General features: G+C 69.2%; 24 protein-coding genes and 1 pseudogene. 8 read left to right on the forward strand and 17 right to left on the reverse strand.

The features are described 5' to 3' along the window. Positions 1 to 13: 13 nt before the first annotated feature. Positions 14 to 1222, reverse strand: a complete 1209-nt coding sequence (gene coaBC, locus C995_RS0109090; RefSeq protein WP_018864640.1) for a bifunctional phosphopantothenoylcysteine decarboxylase/phosphopantothenate--cysteine ligase CoaBC — start codon at positions 1220 to 1222, stop codon at positions 14 to 16. A gap of 18 nt (positions 1223 to 1240) precedes the next feature. Next, positions 1241 to 1837 carry a DUF502 domain-containing protein gene (locus C995_RS0109095; RefSeq protein ID WP_018864641.1) on the reverse strand — a complete coding sequence of 199 codons (597 nt, stop codon included), beginning with the start codon at positions 1835 to 1837 and terminating at the stop codon, positions 1241 to 1243. A 149-nt stretch (positions 1838 to 1986) separates the two neighbouring features. Between C995_RS0109095 and C995_RS0109100 the strand changes: the two genes are divergently transcribed. Beyond that, positions 1987 to 2934, forward strand: coding sequence for an MBL fold metallo-hydrolase (locus C995_RS0109100; RefSeq protein WP_026279047.1), 948 nt, complete (start codon positions 1987 to 1989; stop codon positions 2932 to 2934). Positions 2935 to 2949: 15 nt separating this feature from the next. Here the strand turns inward: C995_RS0109100 and C995_RS0109105 are convergent, their stop codons facing one another. Then, a complete protein-coding gene (locus C995_RS0109105) occupies positions 2950 to 3990 on the reverse strand; it encodes a lipid A deacylase LpxR family protein (RefSeq protein WP_018864643.1) in 1041 nt (346 codons plus the stop codon). On the opposite strand from C995_RS0109105, the gene C995_RS0109110 reads away from it, so the two are divergent. After that, on the forward strand, positions 3989 to 5710 hold the full coding sequence (locus C995_RS0109110; protein WP_018864644.1) for a potassium/proton antiporter: 1722 nt from the start codon (positions 3989 to 3991) through the stop codon (positions 5708 to 5710). The genes C995_RS0109105 and C995_RS0109110 overlap by 2 nt on opposite strands. 343 nt (positions 5711 to 6053) lie before the next feature. On the opposite strand, the gene C995_RS0109115 is transcribed toward C995_RS0109110, so the two are convergent. Beyond that, entirely contained in the window at positions 6054 to 8105 is a 2052-nt protein-coding gene (locus C995_RS0109115; RefSeq protein ID WP_018864645.1) for a UvrD-helicase domain-containing protein, read from the reverse strand. 137 nt (positions 8106 to 8242) lie between these two features. Between C995_RS0109115 and C995_RS0109120 the strand changes: the two genes are divergently transcribed. From C995_RS0109120 to C995_RS0109135, 4 genes are read left to right on the forward strand one after another with little or no spacing between them, the layout of a single operon-like run. Further along, positions 8243 to 8401 carry an entericidin A/B family lipoprotein gene (locus C995_RS0109120; protein ID WP_018864646.1) on the forward strand — a complete coding sequence of 53 codons (159 nt, stop codon included), beginning with the start codon at positions 8243 to 8245 and terminating at the stop codon, positions 8399 to 8401. Positions 8402 to 8432: 31 nt separating this feature from the next. Next, entirely contained in the window at positions 8433 to 8759 is a 327-nt protein-coding gene (locus tag C995_RS0109125) for a co-chaperone YbbN (protein ID WP_081618891.1), read from the forward strand. Next, positions 8756 to 9322 (forward strand): 1,6-anhydro-N-acetylmuramyl-L-alanine amidase AmpD, encoded by a 567-nt coding sequence (gene ampD / locus C995_RS0109130; protein ID WP_018864648.1) that lies wholly within the window; start codon positions 8756 to 8758, stop codon positions 9320 to 9322. The genes C995_RS0109125 and ampD overlap by 4 nt, the downstream gene beginning before the upstream one ends. Further along, positions 9319 to 9906, forward strand: a complete 588-nt coding sequence (locus C995_RS0109135) for a histidine phosphatase family protein (RefSeq protein WP_018864649.1) — start codon at positions 9319 to 9321, stop codon at positions 9904 to 9906. The genes ampD and C995_RS0109135 overlap by 4 nt, the downstream gene beginning before the upstream one ends. Before the next feature lie 64 nt (positions 9907 to 9970). On the opposite strand, the gene C995_RS0109140 is transcribed toward C995_RS0109135, so the two are convergent. Further along, on the reverse strand, positions 9971 to 10288 hold the full coding sequence (locus C995_RS0109140) for a DUF2322 family protein (protein WP_018864650.1): 318 nt from the start codon (positions 10286 to 10288) through the stop codon (positions 9971 to 9973). Positions 10289 to 10407: 119 nt separating this feature from the next. Between C995_RS0109140 and C995_RS0109145 the strand changes: the two genes are divergently transcribed. Continuing rightward, the gene (locus C995_RS0109145; RefSeq protein WP_018864651.1) at positions 10408 to 11187 is read left to right on the forward strand and encodes an inositol monophosphatase family protein; all 780 of its coding nucleotides are present in this window, start codon (positions 10408 to 10410) and stop codon (positions 11185 to 11187) included. Between the two features lie 61 nt (positions 11188 to 11248). Here C995_RS0109145 and C995_RS0109150 read toward each other — a convergent pair whose 3' ends face one another. The 11 genes from C995_RS0109150 to C995_RS0109200 form a co-directional block, all read right to left on the reverse strand. Next, the gene (locus tag C995_RS0109150; protein ID WP_018864652.1) at positions 11249 to 11569 is read right to left on the reverse strand and encodes a helix-turn-helix domain-containing protein; all 321 of its coding nucleotides are present in this window, start codon (positions 11567 to 11569) and stop codon (positions 11249 to 11251) included. 2 nt (positions 11570 to 11571) lie between these two features. Continuing rightward, on the reverse strand, positions 11572 to 12564 hold the full coding sequence (dusB, locus tag C995_RS0109155; protein ID WP_018864653.1) for a tRNA dihydrouridine synthase DusB: 993 nt from the start codon (positions 12562 to 12564) through the stop codon (positions 11572 to 11574). 61 nt (positions 12565 to 12625) lie between these two features. Beyond that, on the reverse strand, positions 12626 to 13363 hold the full coding sequence (locus tag C995_RS0109160) for a hypothetical protein (RefSeq protein ID WP_018864654.1): 738 nt from the start codon (positions 13361 to 13363) through the stop codon (positions 12626 to 12628). A gap of 78 nt (positions 13364 to 13441) precedes the next feature. Then, the gene (prmA, locus tag C995_RS0109165) at positions 13442 to 14323 is read right to left on the reverse strand and encodes a 50S ribosomal protein L11 methyltransferase (protein ID WP_018864655.1); all 882 of its coding nucleotides are present in this window, start codon (positions 14321 to 14323) and stop codon (positions 13442 to 13444) included. Then, a complete protein-coding gene (gene accC / locus C995_RS0109170; protein ID WP_018864656.1) occupies positions 14323 to 15669 on the reverse strand; it encodes an acetyl-CoA carboxylase biotin carboxylase subunit in 1347 nt (448 codons plus the stop codon). The genes prmA and accC overlap by 1 nt, the downstream gene beginning before the upstream one ends. A 33-nt stretch (positions 15670 to 15702) precedes the next feature. After that, positions 15703 to 16161: an acetyl-CoA carboxylase biotin carboxyl carrier protein gene (gene accB, locus C995_RS0109175; RefSeq protein WP_018864657.1), complete on the reverse strand. Its 459-nt coding sequence runs from the start codon at positions 16159 to 16161 to the stop codon at positions 15703 to 15705. Between the two features lie 7 nt (positions 16162 to 16168). Further along, positions 16169 to 16612: a type II 3-dehydroquinate dehydratase gene (aroQ, locus tag C995_RS0109180; protein WP_018864658.1), complete on the reverse strand. Its 444-nt coding sequence runs from the start codon at positions 16610 to 16612 to the stop codon at positions 16169 to 16171. Between the two features lie 296 nt (positions 16613 to 16908). After that, positions 16909 to 21465 carry a DEAD/DEAH box helicase gene (locus C995_RS0109185; protein ID WP_018864659.1) on the reverse strand — a complete coding sequence of 1519 codons (4557 nt, stop codon included), beginning with the start codon at positions 21463 to 21465 and terminating at the stop codon, positions 16909 to 16911. Positions 21466 to 21483: 18 nt separating this feature from the next. Continuing rightward, on the reverse strand, positions 21484 to 21786 hold the full coding sequence (locus C995_RS0109190; RefSeq protein ID WP_018862566.1) for a hypothetical protein: 303 nt from the start codon (positions 21784 to 21786) through the stop codon (positions 21484 to 21486). Between the two features lie 65 nt (positions 21787 to 21851). Further along, positions 21852 to 23057, reverse strand: a complete 1206-nt coding sequence (locus tag C995_RS0109195; RefSeq protein WP_018864660.1) for an alkaline phosphatase family protein — start codon at positions 23055 to 23057, stop codon at positions 21852 to 21854. 10 nt (positions 23058 to 23067) lie between these two features. Then, on the reverse strand, positions 23068 to 23382 hold the full coding sequence (locus C995_RS0109200) for a BolA family transcriptional regulator (RefSeq protein WP_018864661.1): 315 nt from the start codon (positions 23380 to 23382) through the stop codon (positions 23068 to 23070). A gap of 116 nt (positions 23383 to 23498) precedes the next feature. On the opposite strand from C995_RS0109200, the pseudogene C995_RS14430 reads away from it, so the two are divergent. Beyond that, positions 23499 to 23800 (forward strand): annotated as a pseudogene (locus C995_RS14430) (haloacid dehalogenase type II); the annotation flags it as partial. Between the two features lie 85 nt (positions 23801 to 23885). On the opposite strand, the gene C995_RS0109210 reads toward C995_RS14430, so the two are convergent. Continuing rightward, entirely contained in the window at positions 23886 to 24434 is a 549-nt protein-coding gene (locus C995_RS0109210; protein WP_018864663.1) for a glycine cleavage system protein R, read from the reverse strand. Between the last annotated feature and the right edge of the window lie 70 nt (positions 24435 to 24504).

Consider the following 24504-nt stretch of genomic DNA (forward strand, 5'->3'; position numbering starts at 1 on the left):
GTTTCGTATGCGATCAGTGTTGCCCCAGGCGCTCGACAATCAGGTCGATCAGCGCCCGCGCCAGCTGGGTCTTCGATTGGCGCGGGAACCGGCGCTCGCCACCTTCCCAGAGACACAGCAGTTCGTTGTCGGGCGTGCCGAAGGCGCGGCCCTCGTCGACCCGATTGGCGGCGATCAGGTCGATCCCCTTGGCGCGGCGCTTGGCCTCGGCATGTTCCTGCAGGTGGTCGGTTTCGGCTGCAAAGCCGACCAGGAACGGGCGCCGGGGGAGGGAGGCTGCCTGGGTCGCCGCCTCGGCCAGGATGTCGCGGGTGCGCTCCAGCGCCAGGTGCATCAACGGGTCGGACTTCTTGATCTTCTGCGCCTGCGGTTCCGCCGGGCGGTAGTCGGCCACCGCCGCGGCCGCGATCAGGATGTCGGTCTCGGGCAGGCGTTCCATCACTGCGGCGTGCATGGCGGCGGCCGTTTCCGTGGCAATACCCGAGACGCCCGCGGGCACGGCCTCGGCCGTCGGCCCATGCACCAGGGTCACGTGTGCGCCCGCGTCGCGCGCGGCCGCGGCCAGTGCAAAGCCCATGCGCCCGGAGCTGCGGTTGCCGATAAAGCGCACGGGGTCGATCGGCTCGAAGGTGGGGCCGGCGGTAATCAGTACGTGACGCCCGGCCAGCGGGGCATGTGCCGGCTGCAGCAGCTCCCGTGCGATCGCGGCGGGTTCGCGCATGCGTCCCTCGCCCTGCTCGCCACAGGCCTGGTCGCCCCTGTCCGGCCCGATCAGGGTCACGCCGCGCTCGATCAGGGTTGTGACATTGGCCTGGGTGGCCGGATGCGTCCACATGCGATGGTTCATCGCCGGTGCCAGCGCGACCGGGGCGGTGGTGGCCAGCAACAGGGTACTCAGCAGATCGTCCGCCAGGCCCTGGGCGTAGCGCGCCATCAGGCTGGCGCTGGCCGGGGCGACCACGACGCGGTCGGCCCAGCGCGCCAGGGCGATGTGATCCATGCCGGATTCCGCCTCGGCATCCAGCAGCTCGGTGCGCACCGGCGCCCCGGACAGGGCCTGGAAGGTCAGCGGGGTCACGAAGGCGCGGGCGCCGGCGGTCATGACCACGCGCACCTCGCAACCGGCGCGCTTCAGCTCGCGCACCAGCTCGCAGGCCTTGTAGGCGGCGATGCCGCCGCTGACGCCGATCAGGATCCTAGGTTGGCTTTCATGGTCCGTCATGCGGCGGATTCTACCCGTTCAGGTCTTTTCCTGGCGCGCGGAGACGCCGGCGGTCAGGGCATAGCGCATCGCGTCTTCCAGCGACATATCAAGCGGTTCCACGCGGCTGCGCGGCAGCATCAGTGTGTAGCCGCCGATCTGGTAGCTCATTGGCGTGTATACCGCGATGGTTTCCGCGCCACCCAGGTTGTCCGGCAGTCCCTCGAAGTCCTCGCGGGTGACAAAGCCGACCAGTTTGAAGTCGCTGCCCGGAAAGGTGACCAGCACGGCCTGCCCGAAGCGCTGGTGGATGTCGCCGGAAAGAAGATTCGTTACGTCGCGCACGGTCCCGTGGATGGTCTTGACCACCGGGATGCGCTGCATCAGCGATTCCATCCAGTCGAACAGGCCGCGCACCACATAGGCCTGGAGCAGGACGCCCAGCGCGAACACGAGCCCCAGCCCGGCGAGGATGCCCAGGCCCGGGAAATACAGGGCGTCGGGCAGGATCGCGCGCAGCAGCCCGCCCAGCACCGTCTCCGCGGTGGTGCCCAGCCACCAGAGCAGGGCCACGGTGATGACCAGGGGCAGGATGGCCGCCAGGCCGGTCAGGAAGGTCCGGGAAATCTTGCGCACCTGCAGTCTCCGTCCCAGGGGAGGCCCCGATGCTACCAGTTTCGGGCACGCGGGCGGCGCTGCGCACATTGCGATGGCCAGCGGGTCTACCATGGGGTATGCAGGATCATTCGGGAGTGACCGCGATGCGTACATGGAAACCGGTGGGTGTGGTGCTGGCGGGGTTGGCGATGGCATTGGTCTTCGTGACGTCGTCGCCGGCCGGAGGGCCGGCGGCGCCCGAGGACTACGAAATGCAGCCCGAGGTTGTGGCCCCGGGGGTCTATGCGGTGATGACCCCGGCGCGCGATTTCCCCAGTCGCGAGAATCTCGGCTGGAACGCGAACATGGCATTCGTGGTGACCGGCGAGGGCGTGCTCGTTTTCGATACGGGCTCATCCGAGACCATGGGCGTGGCCCTGCGCGCGGCGATTCGCGAGGTCACCGATCAGCCGGTGCGCTGGATCGTGAACAGCCACAGTCATGGGGACCACTGGCTGGGCAATCATGCCTTCGCCGAGGACGATCCGGAGATCATGGCCGGCCCCGAGGCCATCGAGCGCATGGAGGCAGAGGCCGAGACCTGGGTCGAGAACTTTCGCGAGATGACCGAGGGCGCGACCGGCGATACCACACCACTGCTGCCGAATACGCCCGTGGACGAGCGCGTCACGCGCGATCTGGGCGGCAAGGAGGTGGTGATCGTGCCCTCGGGCGGTGCCCACTCGCCGGGTGACCTGATCGTCTGGCTGCCGCAGACGAAGATCCTGCTGGCCGGGGATGTGGTGTACAGCGACCGTGCCCCCTCGGTCTGGGATGGCGACGTCGCGCGGTGGATCGAACTGCTGGACGAGCTGATCGCGCTGGAACCCGATGTGGTCGTCCCCGGCCATGGCCGGCTCGAAGGGGCGGAGACCCTGCCACGCCTGCAGAACTACCTGGCCACCCTCTGGGACGCGATCGAGGAGGGCGTGGACCAGGGGCTGCCCGACTACGAGACCGTGCCGCTCGTGCGCGAGCGCATGGCGGACATCATCGAGGACTACCCCGGGTTCGAGGACAAGATCGACCGCTCGGTCGCCACGACCTATCCCGATGTCGAGGCCGCGGTGTTCTGAGACGTGCGGCCGAAGTCAGAACTGCCAGGTGGCGTGCAGCGATCCAAACTCCGCCGCGCCCTTGGCCTGGCCGCTGAATTCGCGCGAACGCCAGACATGGGTGTAGCCCAGGCGCACCCCGCCCACGTGGAACACGAACCCGGCGGTCAACTCCCCAACCGCCGGATGCTTGTTCACCGAGGGCCCGTCGCGAAACAGCGGGCCGTCCAGGAACAGGTCATAGGCCATCAGCCGGGTATCCACCCCCGCGAACAGGTAGCCGCCTGCGGAGCCGACTGTCTCGAAGGTATGCGAACCCGATAGCGCCGGGTTGATCCGGGGCGGGCCGTAGTCGCGCGGCAGGTTGCGGCCGGCGCGCACGATCGCGCCGGCGTTGGCGAAGGTGAACGGGCTGCCCACGGTCGCGCCCCAGTGTGGCGTCAGGTCCCAGCCCCAGCCGCCCTCGGCGCGATGCGAGCGCCCGCGCAGCTGGCGCTCGTAGCCCACCATCAGGGTTGCCTCGTTGCCGATCTGATCGTCCCAGCCTTGTGGTTGCGGCGCGCTGGACCAGCTGTGGACTTCCTTCTGTGTGCGGTCGGCCAGCGAGGCGGGCCCGACGGTGCCCACGGTGACCTGCAGGCGGTCTAGCCGGTCGCCGTGATCCTCGGCCAGGCTGAAGTTCAGATAAAGCCAGCCGGCGTAGGGGCGGTCGTCCGGGTCCGCGGGCGAGCGCTCGATGTCCTCCGGGGTGTACATGTTCTGGCCCAGGTGGATGGCCGATTTCAGGCGCCCGCGCTCCTCGCGATCGACGAAGTAGGGCAGGGCGTCCGCGACCCGCTGCAGCCAGGGGGGTACGCGCTCCTCGCTGCGCGTCCAGCCGATGCGGAAGCCATTGGTGTAGTAGCGGTCCTCACCGGCGAACAGGTCGTTCTCGAACTCGAAGTGCAGCGCGTCGACGCCGCGCTCGGCGGCGGCCGGCGCTGCTGCGAAACCCAGCGGGACGGCCAGCGCGCCGGCCAGGGCAAGGGCCGCTCTCCCCGGGCGGGTTTTCGGGGGCTTCCGGTATGATCGACGCATGGACCTCTCCAACCAGATCATCTTCCTGGCGGCCATTGTGCTGTTGGGCAGCATCCTTTCGAGCGTGATCACCTCGCGGCTGGGTGTGCCCCTGCTGCTGGTGTTCCTGGTGATCGGCATGCTGCTCGGGCCAGAGGGCCCGGGCGGCCTCGAGGTGGAGAATATCACCCTGGCCTATCTGGTCGGCTCGGCCGCGCTCGCGATTATCCTGTTCGACGGCGGGATGCGCACTCCTGCTCGCAATTTCCGCATCGGGCTGAAACCAGCCCTGGGGCTGGCCACGTTCGGGGTGCTCGTTACCTCGGGCCTGACCGGGGTCTTTGCCGTCTGGTGGCTGGGGCTGTCCTGGCTGGAGGGGCTGCTGCTGGGGGCGATTGTGGGGTCCACCGACGCGGCGGCGGTGTTCTCGCTGTTGCGCTCGCGCGGGCTCGAGCTGAAAAGCCGAGTCGGTGCCACGCTCGAGATCGAGTCCGGCTCCAACGACCCGATGGCGATCTTCCTGACCATCGTGCTGATCGAGCTGCTGCTGATGCCCGATCAGCAGTTCGGTGTGGTTGTCGCCATCGAGTTTGTCCAGCAGATGGGGCTGGGGGCCTTGTTTGGTGTAGCGGGCGGTTTCGCCCTGCTGGCGCTGATCAACCGGGTGCCGATGGCGGGCGGGCTGTACCCGCTGTTCGCGATGGCCGGGGCACTGGCCATCTTCGGCCTGACCGGCCTGGTGGGCGGCTCGGGCTTTCTGGCCGTGTACCTGGCGGGACTGTTGATCGGCAACCGGCCGCTGGAGGCCTCGCAGAACATCAAGCGCTTCCACGACGGGATCGCCTCGCTCGCACAGATCGGGATGTTCCTGATGCTGGGCATGCTGGTGACGCCCTCGGGCCTGCCGCCGGTGGCCCTGGATGCGGGGCTCGTCGCCGCGGTCCTGATCCTGGTCGCGCGGCCCCTGGCCGTATGGCTGTGTCTGTTTCCGTTCCGCTTCCCCTGGCGCGAGCAGGTCTTCATCGCCTGGGTCGGCCTGCGCGGCGCGGTGCCGATCATCCTCGCCCTGTTCCCGCTGCTGGCGGGTCTGGAACTGGCCGGCTACTTCTTCCACGTGGTGTTCTTCGTGGTGCTGATCTCGCTGCTGGTGCAGGGCTGGACCGTGGCAACCTCGGCCCGCTGGCTGGGGCTGGAGCTGCCACCCACCACTGCCCGGGTGCAGCGCACCGAGCTGGACATCCCCGGACAGCAGGAGATGGAACTGGTCGGCTATCGCCTGGCCGAGACCACGCCGGTCGTGCGCGAGGCATGGTCGAACTTCCGTCTGCCGGGCAGTGCGCGGGTCGTGGCCCACCTGCGTGAGGGCAAACTGCTGGATACGCTCGAGCTGCTGGATCTGCACGCCGGCGACCATCTCTACATCATGGTCGCCCCGGCCGACCTGCATGACCTCGACCGCTTGTTCGTCCCGCAGGACCAGGTGCCGGAACGCCTGACCGAGCGCAGCGTGTTCGGGGAGTTCGCCCTCAATGGCGATGCCCAGCTCGGCGCGGTCGGTATGGCCTACGGTGCCCCGGTCCCGCCCGAGCGTCAGGGCGACACCCTGGAGGCCTATCTGCGCCGCGAACTCCAGGCCGAGCCGGTCGTCGGTGATGCCGTCGATCTTGGCCCGATGCGTCTGGTCATCCGCGAGATGGACGGCGCCCGCATCACCAGGGTCGGCCTGAAACTGCGGCATTGATGCCGCTGGCGCGTCTCCCGGGGTGCCACGGTGGCCCCTGGCCCGGGCACTCTCCTCCGTGGATCAGCACAGAAGGCATTCGTTGTTCCAATTGGTATGAGGGGTTTGGTATAAGAGAAGAAGCGAGTGTGATGAATTTCATACTTTGTGGATGAGGTGGGTCTGAGGCTTTGGGCGAGCGGGTCGCCCCTCGTTATTGATGCCCGCAGTGCCTTCGCCGCCGCCCGGTGACCGGCACGCATCGCTTCAGGCTGTAGAGGAAAAGGGGGGGCGGGCCGGGGTGCCCGGAATGGGCCGGGCACCCCAATGCGTGAGCGAATACTCCCCCGGCCGCCGATGGGGACTAGTTGCCGAGCATGGCCTTCAGGCCCGCCAGGTGGGCCTGGGCGGTGAGCTTCTGCGTCTCGGGATCCGGCGGCCTGGCGTCCGGCCATTCGAGGTGTTCTTCGGGCAGCTCGTCCAGAAAGCGCGAGGGCTCGCATTCGATGGTCTCGCCGTAGCGGGTCCGGTTCTGGGCGTAGGTGATCAGCAGGGTCTGCCGGGCGCGGGTCAGCCCGACATAGGCGAGCCGCCGCTCTTCCTCGATGGAATCGTCCTCCACGCTGACCCGGTGCGGCAGCAGTTCCTCCTCGAAACCCACCAGGCAGACATGCGGGAACTCCAGGCCCTTAGCCGTGTGCAGGGTCAGGAGCTGCACGGACTCGTCGCCGTCTTGGGACTCCCGGTTGCGGTCGAGGATGTCCATCAGGCTGATGCGGTTGACGATATCGGCCAGGTCCATGGTCTGCTCGTCGTCCGCCTCGTCGTCGCCGTACTCCGCGGTGGTGTTGCCGCCGCCCATGCGTCCAACCCAGTCGATGAACTCGCGCACGTTCTCCATGCGCCGGGTCGCGGCCCGCGGGTTGGAGCTGTTCTCCAGCAGCCAGGATTCGTAGTCGATGTCCTCGACCAGGGCGCGCAGCAGCGCGTCCGGGGCCTCCTCCTCGCTGCGACGCTGGAAGCCGTCGACCCAGTCGGTGAAGCGTTCCAGGCGCGCCTGCGCGCGGGCATCCATGTACTCGGAAAGGCCGGCCCCGCGCGCGGCCTGCAGCAGCGAGGTGCCACGCTGGTTGGCGTAGTGGCCCAGCTTCTCCAGCGTTGCCGGGCCGATCTCGCGGCGCGGCACGTTGACCACGCGCAGGAAGGCGGTGTTGTCGTCCGGGTTAGCGAGCAGGCGCAGGTAGGCGACCAGGTCCTTGATTTCGGCCTTCTCGAAGAACGACTGTCCGCCACTCAGGCGGTAGGGGATGCCCTGCTCGCGCAGGAGCTTCTCGAACAGCCTGGACTGGTGATTGCTGCGGTAGAGGATCGCGAAGTCGCCCCAGCCTGCATTCAGGCGGAAGCGCCGGCGCATCAGCTCGGAGACCACGCGCGCGGCCTCGGTGTCGGCGTCGGAGCAGCCGATGACCTCGATCTTCTCGCCCTCGCCGAGCGCACTCCACAGGCGTTTCTCGAATACATGCGGGTTGTTGGCGATCAGCGCATTCGCGGTATGCAGGATGCGGTTGGTGGAGCGGTAGTTCTGCTCCAGCTTGATCACCTCCAGACGCGGGAAGTCCTGCTGCAGACGCGCGAGGTTCTCCGGGCGGGCGCCGCGCCAGGCGTAGATCGACTGGTCGTCGTCGCCGACTACCGTCAGGCCATCGCTGACGCCGACCAGCAGGCGCACCAGCTGGTACTGCGCGGAATTGGTGTCCTGGTATTCGTCCACCAGCAGGTGGCGGATGCGGTCCTGCCAGCGGTTGCGCAGCTCCGCGTCCGCGCGCAGGCAGTCCACCGGGCGCTTGATCAGGTCGTCGAAGTCCACCGCGTTGTAGGCCCGCAGGGCATCCTCGTAGCGCGGGTAGAGGTTGGCCGCGGCGGTTGCCTCCGGGGCGTCGCTCATCTGGCTGGCCTCGTGCAGCGCCTCTTCCGGCGTCATCAGGTCGTTCTTCCAGCGGCTGATGTGGCCAATCAGGGCGTCGACCTCGGAGCCAGTATCGTCGCGGTAGGTGATCTCGCGCAGCAGCGAGCGGCAGTCGCCCGGGTCGAGGATGGAGAATCCCGCACGCAGTCCGGCCGCCGCCAGTTCGCGGCGCAGGAAGTGCAGCCCGAAGGTGTGGAAGGTGGAGACGCCGAGCCCGCGTGCCTGTTCCTTCGACAGGCGCCCCTGGACGCGCTCGCGCATTTCGCGCGCGGCCTTGTTGGTAAAGGTGATCGCGACAATCCGGCGCGCCTCCAGCCCGCGCTGCTCGATCAGGTGCGCGATCTTCTCGGTGATCACGCGGGTCTTGCCCGAACCGGCCCCGGCCAGCACCAGCAGGGGGCGGTCCGTGGTGGTCACGGCCGCCTGTTGTTGCGCATTCAGGTCGGACACGGGGTTGCGACTTCCTTCACGAAAAGAGGGCGGCGCGTAAACTACCCCAGTGCGTGCGCCTCATAAAGTGTGACCGTCCCGGAAACGTCCTTTGAAGGTCGGTATCAAGGACCGAATCACGAAAGAGAGGAGGCCGTATGCAGTTCGCTTCCCGTATCCCCGCCGCCCTGCTGATCCTGCTGGTGTCCCTGGGCTCGCTTGGCATCGCCGGTTGCGCCACTATGGAGGGGTTTGGCGAAGACGTGCAGGATGCCGGTGAATCCATTGAGCGACAGGCCGAAGACAACTCCGACTGACCCGTCCCCGCGTCAGACGGGCCTGTCCCGTCTGACGCAGTTCCATTTCCATCAACACCTCCTGGAGGTTCCGGGCCCGGCGGTGATCCTGTTCACCCGCCGGGGCTGCGGGGCCTGCAAGGTCATGGGGCGGGTGCTGGAGCAGTGGCAGGCCGAGTCTGACGCACCCGCCCTGTTCGTCGTGGATGCGGAGACGGATACCGCGCTGGTGCGCGAGTTCGAGGTCTTCCACCTCCCGGCCCTGTTTGTGTTCAACGCCGGCGCCTACCACGGCCGCCTCGAGGCCCCGCCGCGCCTGCCGTTGCTGCGCGAGGCCCTCGCGGCCTGTCTGCAGCGCGCACCCGAGGAGGCCCCGTGACCGAAGCCTGCGCCATGGATCGCGACTGGTGGCCGCCGGCCCGCGTGCTCGAGAGCCCGAACCAGGACGCGCGCCCTCCGGGGATGGAGCCCGAGCTGATCGTTGTGCATGCCATCAGCCTGCCGCCGGGCGAATTTGGCGGGTCACATGTGGCCGAGCTGTTCCAGAACCGGCTCGACCCCGATGCCCACCCGTATTTTGCGCAGATCGCCGACCTGCGCGTATCCGCCCATGTACTGATCGACCGAGAAGGCGCGGCAACCCAGTTTGTGCCGTTCTCCCGGCGGGCCTGGCATGCCGGTGTCTCGCAGTGGCGTGGCCGCGAGCGCTGCAACGATTTTTCCATTGGAATCGAACTCGAGGGTACCGACGACGACCCGTTCACGCCGGTACAGTACGCCGAGCTGGCCCGCCTGATCGGCTGGCTGCGCGAACGCTTTCCGGCCATCACCCCGGATGCGCTGGCGGGCCACTGCGACATCGCCCCCGGGCGCAAGACCGACCCGGGCCCGCATTTCGACTGGGCCTGCCTGGAGGCCTGCCTGAGCGAGGACACGGCATGATTGTGGATCTGTTGCGACACGGCGAACCGGAGGGCGGGCAGCGCTATCGTGGGCATGGCTGTGACGACCCGCTCAGCGCGCAGGGATGGACGCAGATGGAACACGCGGTGCGCGACGATGACGGCTGGCAGGCGGTCGTCAGCTCGCCGATGCGCCGCTGCCGGGCGTTTGCCGAACGCCTGGTGGACGAGCGTGACCTGTCCCTGCATCTGGAGCCGGGCCTGCGCGAGGTCGGCTTTGGTGACTGGGAGGGGCGTACACGGGTCGAGCTGCAGCGCGAACGGCCCGACGAATACCGGGCGTTCTATGCCGACCCCGTGCATTCGCGGCCAGCCGGGGCGGAGCCGCTGGGGGCCTTTCGCCGGCGGGTGGAGACGGCCTTCGAGACCGCGGTCGGCGGCCAGTCGGCGGAACGCGTGCTGGTGATCGTGCACGCCGGGGTCATCCGGGCGCTGGTCGGCTGGGTGATGGGGGTTCCGGACGAGCGGCTGTTCCAGCTGGAATGCGAGTATGCGAGCCGGACCCGGCTGCACCGGCATCCGACGCGCGGCTGGCGCGTGATCCACACCAACCGCCTGCCGTGATGCGCGGAAGACGCGTTCCGGTTTGCGCATGCACGCCGGAACGGGGCAGCGTCTCCGCGAAGAACTAGCCGGCGCGGCTCTTGCGCTTGGGTACCGCCTTCACCGACAGGTAGTAGCCCTTGTCGAGGATCTCGAACAGGCGGTCGATGTTGGGGTGCTTGCCCGGGTTGGCGCGGGCATCGTCGGCATGGCTGCCGTACATCAGCAAACCGGAGTTGGCGGCCTTCGGGCCGATGCCACCGTAGTCCAGCGCCAGCTGGTAGTAGATCTGCAGCGACAGGGTCTGGCCGTCCACGTTCTCGATGGTCGCGCTCGGGTTGTAGTCCTCGCCGAACAGTTCCAGGCGTTCGAGATTGCTGACGTCGGGCAGGTTCTTGGGCATGTCGGACTCCTCGAAAAGATGGCGGCATTATCGGGGCATGCCGGGGCCGGGACAACCGCCTGCCGGGCTCCGACGGGCCCCGTGTTAAGATAAGCCCTTTTTTGCGAAGGGGTAGCAGCATGCAGCAGAGCGCGTTTATGGAGGCCGCCCAGGCCGCCGCCGATGCCGCGGACAAGGTCATCCGTCACTACTACGCCGCCGGCGTCGACGTCGAGACCAAGCCCGACGACACGCCCGTGACGCGCGCCGACGTGGAAAGCGAGCAGGCGATCCGCCAGGTGATCCGCGAGCGCTTCCCGGATCACGGCTTCTATGGCGAGGAAACCGGCCAGTCGGACATGGACTCCGACTACGTCTGGCTGATCGACCCGATCGATGGCACCAAGAGCTTCGTGCGTCGCTACCCGTTCTTCTCCACCCAGATCGCGCTGATGCACAAGGGCGAGCTGATCCTGGGGCTGTCCAACGGTATGCAGTTCGGCGAGCGCGCCTGGGCGGAAAAGGGCCAGGGCGCCTTCCTCAACGGCGAAAAGATTGCCGTCGCCCCGACCACCGAACTGGGCCGCGCCTCGTTGTCCACCGGGAACCTGAAGACCCTTGCGCAGAATGCCGAAGGCTGGAAGGCGCTGGGCGGGATCATGGCCGAGGTCAATCGCACGCGCGGCTATGGCGACTTCTACCACTACCACCTGCTGGCGCGCGGCAGCATCGACCTGATCATCGAATCGGATGTGAACATCCTCGATATCGCGGCGCTGGCCGTGATCGTGCGCGAGGCGGGTGGGACCTTCACCAATCTGTCCGGCGGCGAACTGGACCTGCAGACCACCAACGTGCTGGCGGCCGCGACGCCGGAACTGCACCGCACGGCGCTGCAGCGCCTCGGCTGGAAGGTGTAGTTCGGTCGATGATTGCGCACACGCCCGTCAGGTGGCGGGCGTGTGTCGGGTCCGTCGGGGGTTAGCGCTGGGCGCCGTTGCCGTTCTCGCTGACCAGACCATGGGCGCGCAGCTTCTTGCGCAGCGTGGCGCGGTTGAGCCCCAGAAGCGCCGCCGCCCGGCTCTGGTTGCCGTTGCAGCGCTCCAGCACGCAGGCCAGTAGCGGGCGCTCGACCTCGTTCATCACGAGCGCGTAGAGATCGTGACTACTCTGCCCGTCCAGCGTCTCGAAGTACTGGTCCAGCGCATTGCGCACCGACTCGGCGAGTACGCAGCCCGACGCGAGGTTGCCCGATGATACCGGCTCCCCGCTTTGTTCTTGTTCGAAAGAGGGTACGTCCATCCTCATGCGGCCTCGCTTGTGATTCCTGAGAGAATGGCGCGCAGGCGCCCAAGCTGTTCACTAGCGGTAGTGGCGGCGAGAAGGGAAGCCCGTGCCGCCCGGGTTGGGTCCTCCCCGAGACCCAAGTGCTGAAGATACCAGCCCAGGTGCTTGCGCGCGATACGTACGCCCTGCATTTCGCCGTATTGCGAATGCAGGGCCCGCAAATGTTCCTCGATCAGCGCAAGACGCGCCTCCCATGCCGGGTCGTCCGGCACCGGCTCGCCGGCCAGGGCGGCGCGGATCTGGCCGGGCAGCCAGGGGCGCCCCTGTGCCCCGCGCCCGATCATCAGCCCGGTGGCGCCGGTGATTGCGAGCGCCCGGTGCGCACTGTCGATATCGACCACGTCGCCGTTGGCCAGCACCGGAATGGAAACGGCCCGTACCACACGCGCGATGGCCTCGTAGTCGGCCGTGCCGCGATAGGCGTCGGCGCGGGTGCGCCCGTGTACCGTCAGCATCGCGATACCGCAATCCTGCGCGATGCCCGCGATGGTCTCGGCGTTGATCCGCTCGCGATCCAGCCCCAGGCGCATCTTCAGCGTGACCGGCACCTCGACGCTCTCCACCAGTGCGGTCAGCAGTTCGTGTACCCGCTCCGGCTCGCCCAGCAGGGCCGAGCCCGCGGCCTTGCTGCAGACCTTCTTGGCCGGGCAGCCGAGGTTCAGGTCGATCACGTCCGCCCCGCGGCGCACGTTCTCGCGCGCGGCCTCGGCCAGCGCCTCGGGCTCGTTGCCCAACAGCTGGACGATGCGCGGGCGGGGTTCCTGGCGATGGTCCAGCCGGTGCCGGCTCTTGTCGCTGCCCCACAGGCGCGTGTCCGAGGTGACCATCTCCGAGACGGCCGCGCTCGCACCCAGGCGCCGCGCGATCAGGCGCAGGGGGCGGTCGCTGACGCCTGCCATCGGGGCCAGAAATACGGGCGGGTCGGGGAAATGGTGAGGACCAAGCTGCATGAGGGGTTCAGGCCAACGGGGGTCGAACACGCGATTCTAGCAGCTGCCGTGCAAAGCGGGCTCAGTGCAGCGTGATTTCGGCCCCGGTGATGTGCGGCCCGGTATCGGGTAATTCGATCTCGATCGCATAGCGGCGACCCGCGCTCATCGATGCGTCCAGGTTGGCATGGCCATCCGCCGGGTGGAGGCGCCACTTGCCGCGGCGTGTGCCCAGCCGATCGGACAGCTGGATGTCCACCACCGGCCAGGCCTGTCTCAGGGGGCTTGTCAGCTCGAATCGGATGGACAGGTCTCCCGCGTCGGTGGTCTCCAGATTCGGGGACGAGACGCGGATGCGTTCCGGTTCGCGTGCGGGTTCCCACGGCGGGCAGAGATCCTCGATACGGGGGGTGGCGCAGAGGCTCGCCCGGGCGTGGTCCAGCCCGCTCCAGGTCCCCGGGGGCACCGGCGGCGCCAGCAGCAGCTGCAGGGCGAGGAGGGCGAGCAGCAGGAGGGTCAAAAAGGTGGCGAACGCCCGCCCCGGGCGCCGTCCCGGATATGCCGTGGCCTGCCCGGGGCGGGTATCGATATCGAGTTCCTGTGCGTGCTGCCTGGGGCGGGACTCAATGTTCAGGGGTTCCGTGTGCTGGACCGCCGAGATGCCGGGGCCGGTCGCCCGTTCGCCGGCGCCGCCGATCTCGAGTGCCGGGAACACCGCAAAGTCCACGCCGCAGGCATCGCAGTGTGCCTGGTCCAGACGCAGCTCCTCGCCGCGGGTCAGGGTGTGGGCAACGCCACAATGGGGGCAGCGGGCGAGCATCGCGAGGGGCTTCGGTCAGCCGTACTAGGGAAACACTGACCCATGTACACGTTCGCGGCCCGTACGCGTGCGCATACGCTAGCGCCGGCGCCCGCTGAGCAGGGCCCAGCCCTCGCGGGTGTCCTCGATCCCGATGTCGAAGGCGTCCGCGTAGGCTGCCATGACCTCGTCGGCCTGGCGTTCCAGCAGGCCGGCCAGCAGCAGGCGCGCCCCCGGGCGGGCCGCACGGGCCAGTTCCGGGGCGAGGTCGATCAGGGGCTTGGCCAGGATGTTGGCGATCACCAGGTCAAAGCCCGCATCCGGTATCGGGTGGTCGGTCAGGCCGACCTCGATCCGGTCCTCGGGGATGTCGTTGGCCGCCGCATTGCTGTAGGTGGCCTGGACGGCCTGGCGGTCGATGTCGGTGCCCACCGCATGCCGTGCCCCCAGCTTCAACGCGGCAATCGCGAGAATGCCGGAGCCGCAGCCGTAGTCGAGCACCTGCTGGTCGCGTGGCGGGTTCGCCGCCAGCGATTTCAGGCACATGGCGGTGGTCGGGTGATTGCCGGTGCCAAAGGCCAGGCCCGGGTCGAGATGCACGAATACGCCATCCTCGACGTCGGGCGGGGTTTCCCAGGAGGGCACGATCCACAGTGGCCCCCCACAGTGGATGGCGCCCAGGCCGTCGAGCCCCGCACGCACCCAGTCCTGGTCCTCGATCGCGACCACGGAGATGGACTCCGGTGCCGGCTGGCGACGCTCCAGCGACGCGGCGGCCAGCTCGGCCTGGGTGGCGTCGGCGAACACGGCCTTCAGGCACACGCTGGACCACAGCGGATGGGTGCCAAGCGGCGGCTCGAACAGCGGCTCGTCGGCGCCGTCGTGCAGCTCCACGCTCACGGCGCCGAGCTCGAACAGGGCATCCTCCAGGGGCTCGGCCTGTTCCGGGGCGATCTGGCACTGCAGCTCGGCGAGGCTCATCAGGTCAGCGACTTCAGCTTCTTTTCCAGGTAGTGGATATCGGTCCCACCGTTCTGGAAGTTCGCGTCGTTTATCAGCTCGCTGTGCAGGGCGATGTTGGTCTCGATCCCGTCGATCACGATCTCGCCGAGCGCGCCGCGCATGCGGGCGATCGCGACGTTGCGGTTATGACCGTGGGCGATCAGCTTGCCGATCATCGAGTCGTAGTAGGGCGGCACCGCATAGCCGTTGTAGATATGGGTATCCATGCGGATGCCGAGCCCGCCCGGGGCGTGATACTGCTGGATGGTGCCCGGGCTGGGGATGAACGTGGCCGGATTCTCGGCGTTGATGCGGCACTCGATCGCATGCCCGCGGATCTCCACCTGGTCCTGGGTCAGGGACAGCGGCTCGCCCGCCGCGATGCGAATCTGCTCGCGCACCAGGTCGATGCCGGTGACCTGCTCGGTCACGGTGTGCTCGACCTGCAGCCGGGTGTTCATCTCGATGAAGTAGAACTCCCCGTTCTCGTACAGGAACTCGAAGGTCCCGGCGCCGCGGTAGCCGATCTCCTGGCAGGCCCGGACCAGCCGTTCGCTCATGGCCTGGCGCTGCTCGTCGGTGATGCCCGGTGCCGGGGCTTCCTCGATCACCTTCTGGTGGCGGCGCTGCATCGAGCAGTCGCGCTCGCCCAGGCAGATGGCGTTGCCCTGGCTGTCGGAGAGGATCTGGAATTCCACGTGGCGCGGGTGCTCGAGGTACTTCTCCATGTACAGGGTGTCGTTGCCGAACCCCTGCTGGGCCTCGCTGCGGGTCAGCGAGATCGAATGCAGCAGCGCCCCCTCGGTGTGCACTACGCGCATGCCGCGGCCACCGCCGCCCGCGGCGGCCTTGATGATCACCGGGTAGCCGATCTCGCGGGCCAGCGCCATGTTGGTGTCGGCGTCGTCGGTCAGCGCGCCGCCGGAGCCGGGCACGCAGGGGACGCCGGCGTCCAGCATCGCCTGCTTGGCCGAGACCTTGTCGCCCATCAGGCGAATCGTCTCGGCGCGCGGGCCGATGAAGGCAAAGCCCGAGGACTCCACGCGCTCGGCGAAGTCCGCGTTCTCGGACAGGAAGCCGTAGCCGGGGTGGATCGCGCCGGCATCGGTCACCTCGGCCGCGGCGATCAGCGCGGGGATATTCAGGTAGCTCTCGCCGGAGGCGGCCGGACCGATGCAGACCGACTCGTCGGCCAGGCGCACGTGCTTCAGGTCGCGGTCGGCGCTGGAGTGCACCGCGACCGTCGCGATGCCCATCTCGCGGCAGGTGCGCAGGACCCGCAGGGCGATCTCGCCGCGGTTGGCGATCAGAATCTTTTCAAACATGCTCGGACCTGTAGGCAGCGGAGTCGGGGGGCGTCAGCCGATGATGAACAGGGGCTGGCCGTATTCCACCGGGTTGCCGTTCTCGACCAGGATGTCGCGGATGGTGCCGGCCTGGTCCGCCTCGATGGGGTTGAGCATCTTCATTGCCTCGATGATGCACAGTGTCTCGCCGACCTCTACCGTCTGGCCGACCTCGACAAAGGGCTTCGCGCCGGGGCTCGGGGCACGGTAGAAGGTGCCGACCATCGGCGCGGTGACCGGGTGGCCGTCCACTGCCGGCGCCGCGGGTTCCGCGGCGGGGGGGTCGCCGGCCGACGCGGCCGGTGCGGATGCCGGGGCCGGGGCCGGCATCGCCGCCGGGGCGGCCGCCACGGCCGTGCCGCTCGGCGAGCGCGTGATGCGCACCGATTCCTCGCCTTCGTGAATCTCGATCTCGTGGATGCCGCTCTCGTCGAGCAGATCGATCAGTTTCTTGACCTTGCGAATATCCATGGGGTGTCTATGACTCCTTGAGGGCCGCGATTGCCGCGTCCAGCGCCATCCGGTAGCCGATCACGCCGAACCCGCTCAGGGTGCCGGCGGCGACATCGGCCAGGCGCGAAGTATGGCGAAACGCCTCGCGCGCGTGGATGTTGCTGATGTGAATCTCGTAAAACGGGATGTCGACGCCCAGCAGGGCGTCGCGCAGGCTTACGCTGGTGTGCGTCAGGCCGCCCGGGTTGATCAGGATGCGGCGTACGCCCTCGCTGCGCGCCGCATGGATGCGGTCGATCAGCTCGCCTTCATGGTTGCTCTGGAAGCAGGCGAGGGTTTCCCCGGCGGCCTGGGCGTGCGCCGTCAGGTCGGCCTCGATGTCCGCCAGCGTATAGTGCCCGTACCGCTCCGGCTCCCGCTGTCCCAGCAGGTTCAGGTTGGGGCCGTTGAGCAGCAGGATAGAAGGCATGATGAGCGGAATCGGCAGCGATCCTGTCGTGAATGGACGCGATTGCACCAAAAATGGAGGGTGCATCGAATGAACGGGATTCTGCCGTACCGGTGGTGCGAGTGTCCAGCCAGACAGGCGTTTTTTGCCCGGGCTCGTGTGATGGGCGACTGCGATATGCCGATGAGTTGGGGCAGCCGTTCGAGCCTCGCGAGATTCCGGGCGAACGGTGCGTTTCGCAGGGCTCAACGCACCCTACGACACTGCCCCGATCTGCGACCATGCCCCGTAGGATGCGCAGAGCGCGGCGAATCGCATCAACGGCGGCCGGTGGGCGGTTCCAGGCGCAGGCCACGGACCTCGCCCATGGCACCGCCGGCGCGCAGCGCGGCCGCGAACGGGGACTGGCGCGCCGGTTCGCCGTTGATGCTCTCGATGGTTACGCCGCGTCGCTTCGGCAGCCAGCCGCTGCTCGCGAGCTGGCGGATCGCCTCGGTGACGAGTGCCGCGTGTGCCTCGCCGGTGTCGATGCCGGGGATGGTCTCCCAGACGAACAGCTGGCGGCCGGAAGTGGCCAGGTATAGCAGCGGCTGGCCACCGGCCAGCGCGACCAGCGCCCCGGCCACGCGGCGCAGGCGGCCCTCGGCCGCTTCCGGCGGCTCCGGCCAGGGCAGGAGCAGGCCCCAGGGGCTGGCCGGGTCGACGCTGGCCAGCCACTGGGGTTCGGGGGTGTCGTCGACCGCGCGTTCCAGGGCGCGCAGGCGATCCACCGCGCCGGCGCGGGCGAACTGCGCGCCGGTCAGGCCCTCGACGAAGTGGCCGCGGCGCAGCTTGCCGGCATCCTCCATCGCGCGGTAGACGGGGTACACGCGGCCGAAGCCGCCGGGCAGGCCCTCGGCGCGGGCCATCTCGCGGCTGACCACGCCGTAGCGGGCCAGCAGGCTCTCGGCCTGTTCGCGGGCGCGCTCGGTCAGCGACACGCCGGGGTCGATCAGCTCGGCGACCCGTGACCAGCGCCCGCCGGCCAGACCCTGTCCCGGTCGCCGGCGGCCGCGTGTGGACGTCCTGCGCTGGCCCAGGCTGCGCAGTGGCGCGAAGGTGTCGTTGGTGATCTGCCCGGCCCAGACCAGGTCCCAGATTGCGGCCTCGATCGCGTCCTGGCGGGCGTCCGGCTGCGCGCTGCGGGCCGCGCGTTCCAGCTCCAGGTAGAAGCAGGCGCCGCGCCGGTCCAAGGCCTCCAGGATCGCCTGCGCCAGCGGGTCGTCGCTGGCGGGGGTATCCGTGGCATCGGCCTCCGGTTCCAGCAGCACCATCGCCTGTTCGCGGCGCAGGAAGCGGATGCGCCCGTCGCGCTGGCCCAGCGCGCCACTTCCGACCCAGACGAATTCCCCGGAGGCGGTGATGCGGTCCAGCGCATCCAGCGAGAAGTCGCGCACCCGCATCGGCAGCACATGGGCGGTCCAGGCGGACCAGGGCAGGGCGATGCCCTCCAGTTGTGTCAGCGTGTCGCGCAGGGCGCCCGCCCCGCGGCCGGGTTCGGCCAGGCCCTGCCAGGCGGGCAGGAAGCGGCCCAGCGCACGGGCATCGACCGCGGCCGCCTCGTCGCGCAGCCGCGCCAGGGTGCGGCGTTTCAGTCGCCGCAGGATGTCCAGTTCGCACCAGTCCTCGCCGGTGCCCTGCGGGCGGATCTCGCCGCGCAGCAGCACGCCGGCGCGCTCCAAGCTCTCGAGCGCCGGCAGCAGTGCGCCCGGCGCGAGGCCGTAGCGTGCGCCCAGGTCCTCGCTTCGGAACGGGCCGTGGGTACGGGCGTAGCGGCGCAGCAGCTGTTCCAGCGGGCGCTGCGGCGGTTCCAGGAAGGCGGCGGGCAGGCCGGGCGGCGGCACCACACCTAGGGCATCGCGGTACAGCGCGGCGTCCTCGGCCGCGATCCAGCGCGGCTCGCCAGCGATGCGCACCGCCACCGCGCGCAGGGACCGGGCGAGCTGTTCCAGCCACGGCCCCGGCGCCTCGGCGCAGGCGGCCGCCACTTCGTCCGGGCTCAGGTCCCCGCGCCGGCGCAGCAGGTCGTGCAGGGCGTCGGCGTCCTGCACCCGGGTTGCCTCGGTGGCGTGTGCTAGCTCGGCCTCCAGCTCGGCCAGGGCGTCGGGGTCAATCAGCTCGCGCAGTTCGGCCTGGCCCAGCAGTTCGACCAGCATGCCGCGGTCGAGCGTGAGCGCCTGGGCCTTGCGCTCGGCCATCGGCGCGTCCTGCTCGTAGATGTAGGCCGCGACATAGGCGAACACCAGGCTGCGGGCGAACGGCGAGGCCTGCGGCGTCTCTACCTCGTGCACGCGGATGCGGCGTTCCTGCACGCCGCGCAGGATCTGGCGCAGGGCGTCCAGATCGAACACGTCGGCCAGCACCTGGCGGTAGGTCTCCAGCACCACCGGAAAACTCGCGTACTCGCGCACCGAGGCCAGCAGCTGCTGCGACTTCAGGCGTTGCGCCCACAGCGGGGTGCGCTGGCCGGGGCGATTGCGTACCAGCAGCAGGGCGCGTGCCGCGTTCTCGCGAAAGGCGCTGGCGAACAGCGTGGAGTTGCCCAGCTCGCGGGTGACCGCCTCTTCCAGCTCCTCCGGGTCGGGGAACAAGGCGTCCAGTTCGGGCAGGTCCTCGCTGTCGGCCAGGCGCAGCACGATGCCGTCGTCGGTGTACATCACCTGCACCTCGAAGCCGGACCGGCTGGTCAGCGCGCCCTGAAGGGCCAGCGCCCAGGGGGCGTGCACGCGCGCGCCGAACGGGGTCAGGATGCAGACGCGCCAGTCGCCGACCTCGTCGCGGAAGCGCTCGACCACAATGCGCTGGTCCGATGGCAGCTGCCCGGTGGCCTCGCGCTGCTCGTCGATGTAGTCGCAGAGGGTCTCCACCGCCGCCTCCGACAGTGGCGCGTGTTCCCTGAGCCAGGTCGTGCGTTCGGCGCGGCCCATGCGGGCCAGCCGCTCGGTGGCGGCGCCGATGGCCTGGCCGAGCTGGATCGGGCGGCCGGGGCCATCGCCATGCCAGAACGGGAGCTTGCCAACCTCGCCGGGGGCGGGGGAGACGAGCACGCGGTCACGGGTAATCGCCTCCACGTGCCAGGTGCTGGCACCCAGGGTCACGTTCTCGCCGGTCTTCAGCTCGAACACCATCTCCTCGTCCAGCTCGCCGATGCGCGGCCCCCCCTCGCCGACATGCACGCCGTACAGCCCGCGGTCGGGGATGGTCCCGGCGTTCAGGCGCGCGGCCAGCGCCGCCCCCCGGCGCGGGGTCAGCTCGTCGCGGGCGCGGTCCCAGGCGAGCCAGGGGCGCAGGTCGGCGAAGTCGGTGCTCGGGTAATGGCCGGAGAGCATGTCCAGCGTGGCCTCGAGCAGCGGGCGCGACAGCTCGCGCCAGGGCGCGGCGCGGCGGACCAGCGCGTGCAGCTCGTCCACCGTGCGCGGGCGTTCGCAGACCATCGCGACGATCTGCTGGGCGAGTACGTCCAGCGGGTTGTGCGGGGCGTGGATCGGTTCCAGCGCGCCGGCCTGCATACGCTCGCCGATCACCGCGCATTCGAGCAGGTCGCCACGAAAGCGCGGCAGCAGCAGCGAGCGCGAGACCTGGCCCACGCCGTGCCCGGCGCGCCCGGCGCGCTGCAGCCCACGGGCGACCGCGCCGGGGGATTCGACCATGATCACCAGGTCCACCGCGCCCATGTCGATGCCCAGCTCCAGCGAGCTGGTGGCGACGATGCCGCGCAGGCGCCCGGTCTTCAGCCGGCCCTCGATCTCGGCACGGCGCTCGTGGGACACGCTGCCGTGGTGGGCGGCGACCAGGTCCTCCACCGGCTCGGCATCCTCCGGCTGCTGCTCCCGCCAGGCCTCGTTGATGCGCTGGACCAGGCGTTCGCACAGCCCGCGACTGTTCACGAACACGATGGTGGAGCGGTGCTCCAGGATCGCGGCCAGCAGGCGCGGCTCCAGGCGTGCGGCGCGGTCGCCGCCACCGGTAGGGAGCTGCCCGGTGCCCTGGCCGTACACCGCGCCGAGGATGGAACCGGACGGGATCGGGCCGGATGGCATGGGGCTTGTCGCCTCCGGGCCCTCGACGGTCGGTGCTGCGTGCTCGGCGGGCGGCTCCTCGGGGGCAAGGATCTCGAGGTCCAGGCGCGGTGGCTCGGCGGCGTCGATCACCTCCACCTCGCGGTCGCCGCCGAGGAAGCCGCGCGCTACTTCCACCGGGTGCACGGTGGCGGACAGCCCGATGCGCTGCGGGTCCTCGCCACAGCGTTCGGCCAGGCGTTCCAGCGACAGGGCAAGGTGCGCGCCGCGCTTGTTGCCGGCCAGCGCATGTACCTCGTCGATGATCACCGTGTGGATGGACTCGAGGTTCTCGGCGGCCTTCGAGCCCAGCAGCAAGTACAGCGATTCCGGCGTGGTCACCAGGATGTCGCCGGGTTCGCGCGCCTGGGCGCGGCGCTCGGCCTGCGGGGTGTCGCCGGTGCGGATGTGCACGACCGGCTCGCCCGGGGTCTCGTCCACGGTCTGGCCCGCGGTCTGGTCCAGACGCGCGGCGGTCTGCGCGATCCCGGTCAGCGGGGCGCGCAGGTTGCGTTCGATATCGGTGGCCAGCGCCTTCAGCGGCGAGATGTACAGCACCGAGTAGCCGCGACGGGCATCCGGTGCAAGCTCGCCGGTCAGGCGGTCAATGGCGCTGAGGAACGCGGCGAGGGTCTTGCCGCTGCCGGTGGGGGCGATCAGCAGGCAGTGGCGGCCGGCCCGGATCGCGGGCCAGCCGCGCGACTGGATCGCGGTCGCCTGCCCGAAGGCCTCGCCGAACCAGGTATCGGTCGCGGGGCGAAAGGGCGTGACCGGCATCGGCTCGGGCGTAGCGGGTCAGGCGTGGCCGACGGTGGTGTCGGTGGTGGCGTGGAAGTAGTCGCTGTCGCGCGCCAGCTCGTCGATCAACTCGTGCAGCATGGCCAGACGGCTCTCGGCGTCCGCGAACGGCGCACAGTCTTCGCACAACGGATCGCCACAGGGCTGGCGGCTGTACAGCCAGAAGTGCACGGCACCGGCCAGCAGGCCGTCGGCGACGTCGCCGGTCTCTGCGGCCTGCCCGTCATCGGCGAGCCGGTTTGCCAGCTCGATCAGGTGCTGGGCGGCGTTGTTGTAGGTCTGGTCGGCGGTGTCGTTCATGGGATCTCGGGACAGTCTTGTTTCAGCCAGCGCCAGCCCGTTTGGCCGGCACAGAACCCGACAGTTTACCGCGACTGGCCGATATTCCGAAGAAACAGCGGAATATGCCGTTCCTCCGGCGACAGGCCGCCGTGGGCACCGCGGAAGAACGGTCCCTCGTCGTCGGCCGGCGGGTCCACCAGGTAGGCGTCCTCCGCGGGCAGCAGCAGGTAGTCGCCGGCGCGTGCCCGGAGCTCGGGGTGCTCACGGTGATGCCCCGGGGGCAGGCCCAGCGTGCCGGGCCCCAGCCAGTCGGCGGCCGGGACTGCCGCCACGTCCGTGCCGAACGCGGCGTGCAGCGCACGGCGAAACTCCGCATCCCGCCCCTCCCGCACATGAGCGATGGCCGCACGGGGCTCGCCGGTCAGGCGGTGGCGCAGGCAGGCCTGCACCGCCGGGTGCTCGCGCAGGTCCAGCCGGCGTTCCATGCTGCGCATGCCGTGGTCGGCGGTGGTCAGGAAGATGCCCTCCGGGCGCTGGATCTGCGCGCAGGTCGCGGTGTAGGCCAGGTCCAGCTGCTTCAGGTGGCGCTCCACCTCCGGGCTCTCCGGGCCATAGGCGTGGCCCAGGTGGTCCAGCTCCGACCAGTACACGTAGGTGAAATGCGGCCCGGGCGTCGCGTTCACATGCGCGGCCACCCGCGCCGGCAGCTCGGACAGGTCCTCGAAGCCGATGAACGCGGCGGAGCCGTTCATCATGCGGTTGTATGGTGTGCCGCCGATCCAGTCCGGGCCGATCATGGTCGTGTGGCAGCCGAGCCGGTCGACCAGGCGGTCCGGCTGTACGCGACCGGTCAGCTCGCGGTAACCGAGCGTGGCCGGACGGTCCTCGGCGTCGCGCTCCTGGCCCATCAGCACCGTCAGCGTGCACTCGGCGGACGGCAGGCGGGTGTGCCAGCCGAGCAGGCCGTGCTGCGCGGGTGTGCGCCCGGTCAGGATGCTGCTGATCGCGGTCGCCGTGGTGCTGGGGAACACGGTCTCGAGGTCGGTTACGTAGTCTGCGCCCAGCAGCGGCGTATGGCGGCGATAGCGGGTGGCGAAGCCGTCGATCAGCCACAGCACGATGTGGCGGTCCGGCCCCAGGTGCTCGGATACGCCCGGCAGCGGCGGGTGGCTGGCCGCCGGGCTCAGGCTGGCCTCGATCTGGCCGAGCAGGTCCATCAGCCCGGGTGCTTCCAGCCGGGCGCGCAGGATGTGGTCGACGGCCGATTCGGCCGCAGGGGTGTCCCTCATGGGCAAGATTTCAGTCCTTGTCGCCCCCCATGCAGGGCGGGGAGTCGGCGACCTTGCCGGCACGCTCGAACCACTGGTCCGGGTCCAGCGTGTGCAGCGCCAGGGCGTGGATGCCACCGGCCAGCTCGTCGGCGAGGGCCTGGTTTACCAGCCGGTGTCGCGCGATCAGCTTCTGGTCACGAAAGGCCTCGGACACCACCGTCACCTTGAAATGCGACTCCGAACCGGGCGGCACGTTGTGCATGTGGCTCTCGTTCACCACCTCCAGATGCTCGGGCGCAAAGCGCTCCTCCAGCTTCCGGGTAATGGTCTCCTGCATGCTCATGGGCATTTCCTGACAATTGGATTCAACGCGTGCAGTGTTTCGCCGAGCAGCGGCGATGTCCAGATCCGCCATCCGCCGGGCGGGATGCAGCAGGGTCAACGCGAGTGGGAGGGTGTATGCGGCAGACGCTGGCGTTTGATGTGTACGGGACGCTGATTGACACGCAGGGGATTGCGGCGACGCTCAAGGGGTGGATGGGCGAGCGAGCGACGGTGCTGGCGCGTGCCTGGCGCGAGAAGCAGCTGGAGTACACCTTCCGGCGCGGGCTGAGGGGGCGCACGCGGATTTCGATACCTGCACCGAGCAGGCGTTGCGGTACTGCTGCGAGGCGCTGGGTATCGCGCTCCCACCGGGGCAGGAGGCGGAGCTGTTGCGGCGCTATCGACAGCTCCCGGCCTTCGCCGATGCCGGCCCGGCCCGCGTACTGCGCAAAGTGGTGGGAAACGATCCCGAGGCGGTCATCCGGGCGGCACGTCGAGACTAATCGTGGGTTGCCGTCCGGGTCAGGCCGCGGCCTCGGGTGGTTCCTGCAGCGGGTCGCGGAGTTCGAGGTCGACCATCAGCTCATTGGCCAGGGCCTCCAGGTCGTCCTGCAGGTTATCCAGGTCCAGGCCTTCGGGGACCCCCAGGCGGGCCTTCGCGCGGAACATCGGCTCGCCGGTCATTGAGCCCGGTTCGCAGGCGGTCTCCAGTGTCTCGACGCTCACGCCGTGGCGCGAGAGCACGGCGGTAATATCCTGCACGATCCCCGGTCGGTCGTGTCCGATCAGGTCGAGCAACACCGAGTGCCGTGCGGTCGCCGGCAGCTCGCTGCCCCGCTGGACGTGCACCTTCAACCCGTCCTTTTCTTCCAGCTCGCGCAGCGCCGCCTCCAGCTCGTCGGCTGCATCCGTGTCGACTTCCAGTAGCACCACGCCGGCAAACTGTCCGGCCAGTTGTGCCATGCGACTCTCCAGCCAGTTGCCGCCCGCCGCACGCGCCCGGGCCGCCACCGCGCTGACCATCCCCGGACGGTCCGGGCCGATGAGCGTCAGAATCAAAGATGTCTTCATGGTAAATCTCCTGTTGCCGCTGGGGCAGGACAGTCCATGGTAAGTCAAGTGATGCCCATTAGTTGCATTC

This window comes from Thioalkalivibrio sp. ARh3, from assembly GCF_000377265.1.
GTDB lineage: Bacteria > Pseudomonadota > Gammaproteobacteria > Ectothiorhodospirales > Ectothiorhodospiraceae > Thioalkalivibrio > Thioalkalivibrio thiocyanoxidans.